The sequence below is a fragment of the Streptomyces sp. NRRL WC-3742 genome (genome assembly GCF_000720635.1).
Classification (GTDB): Bacteria; Actinomycetota; Actinomycetes; order Streptomycetales; family Streptomycetaceae; genus Kitasatospora.
The window spans coordinates 1-1,427 of record NZ_JOCF01000159.1; the positions used below are offsets into that span (position 1 = coordinate 1).

2 protein-coding genes are annotated in these 1,427 nt (G+C 74.1%); both read left to right on the forward strand.

Annotated elements, in window-relative coordinates:
• Positions 1 to 70: 70 nt before the first annotated feature.
• Entirely contained in the window at positions 71 to 904 is an 834-nt protein-coding gene (locus IH61_RS0139800) for a ChbG/HpnK family deacetylase (RefSeq protein ID WP_031079311.1), read from the forward strand.
• Positions 905 to 970: 66 nt separating this feature from the next.
• Positions 971 to 1,387 (forward strand): hypothetical protein, encoded by a 417-nt coding sequence (locus IH61_RS47575; protein ID WP_031079313.1) that lies wholly within the window; start codon positions 971 to 973, stop codon positions 1,385 to 1,387.
• Positions 1,388 to 1,427: the final 40 nt, after the last annotated feature.

Below are 1,427 nucleotides of genomic sequence, written 5' to 3' on the forward strand. Positions count from 1 at the left end.
GCCCCTGGCACCCCGCCCCCGAGGCGTAAACCCCGCGCGCCCACCGGCCCCACCGGGTCAGACTGCCGGGATGCCCCTGGCCAACACCGCCCTCGGCCGTCCCCCCGAGGCCAAGCTCCTGCTCCTCAACTGCGACGACCTCGGCCTCGACGAGGACGTCAACCTCGCCGTCGTCGAAGCCGTACGCGACGGCATCGCCGCCTCCACCAGCCTGATGACCGCCTGCCCGGCCGCCGCCCACGCGATGCGGCTCCTGCGCCGCCACCCCGAGATCCCCTACGGCGTCCACCTCACCCTGGTCTGCGAACGCCCCCGCCACCCCTGGGGGCCCCTCGTCAGCGCCGACCCCCTCGCCACCGACGGCCGCCTCCCCACCCCCGACGCCTGGCGCGCCCGCCCCCACCCGCCCCGACTCGACCACGTCGAACGGGAGTTCCGCGCCCAGATCGACGCCACCACGGCCACCGGGCGCGCCCCCACCCACCTCGACTTCCACTGCCTCGCCGACGGCGGCCACCCCGACGTCCTCGACCTCACCCTCGCCCTCGGCGCCGAGTACGGCCTCGCGGTACGCGTCTGGCTGCCGCCCGCCCTCGACCGGATGCGCGAACGCGGACTGCCCGTCGTCGACCACGGCTTCCTCGACAGCTTCTCCGTCCCCCTCGACGACAAGCCCGCCCACTACGCCCGCCTGCTCGCCGAACTCCCCCCGGGCCTGACCGAATGGGCCCTCCACCCCGCTCTCGCCCGCCCGAACTACCGCGCCCTCGACGACGGTTGGCGGGTCCGCCGCAGCGACTACGAGTTCCTGCTCTCCCCCGAGGCGCCCCGCCTCCTCGCCGAACACGGCATCACCGTCCTCGACTACCGCCCCCTGCAATCCCTCTGGCCACGATCCACCTGACCGAGAGCCCGCTGTGCCACCATGAGGACAGCCGAACACCCCCGTGCCCCAGGGAGGTTGAGCACCATGAACCCGATCCTCAGCTGCCACTGGCACGACCGCGAAGGCGAGTGGGCCCTGACCGTCGCCCACAACGCCACCGGCTGGGAGCTGATGGCCTCAGCGCCCCGCTGGTCCGAGTCCCTGCCCTTCTCCGACCCCGACGACGTCCGCCGCCTCGCCCAGGCCCTCCTGGACCTCCCCGCCGAACCCGAGCCCTACGAGTGCGAGTGGCAGCTCACCCGCACCGACCGCGAGCGCACCCACTTCGCCACCTTCGCCGTCGGCCTCGACCCCGACGACGACCACCGCCCCTACCTCGCCTACCAGTCCTACTACCACGTCGGCCAGGCCACGGGCCTCGGCCTGGAGGTCATCTGCGAGAACCCCCCGGTCGACCACCTCCGCGCCCAGGCCCACGCCTTCCTCACCACCCACCCCTGACCCCGTCCCCACCCCCAGCGGCCACCCACCGCCCCCACCC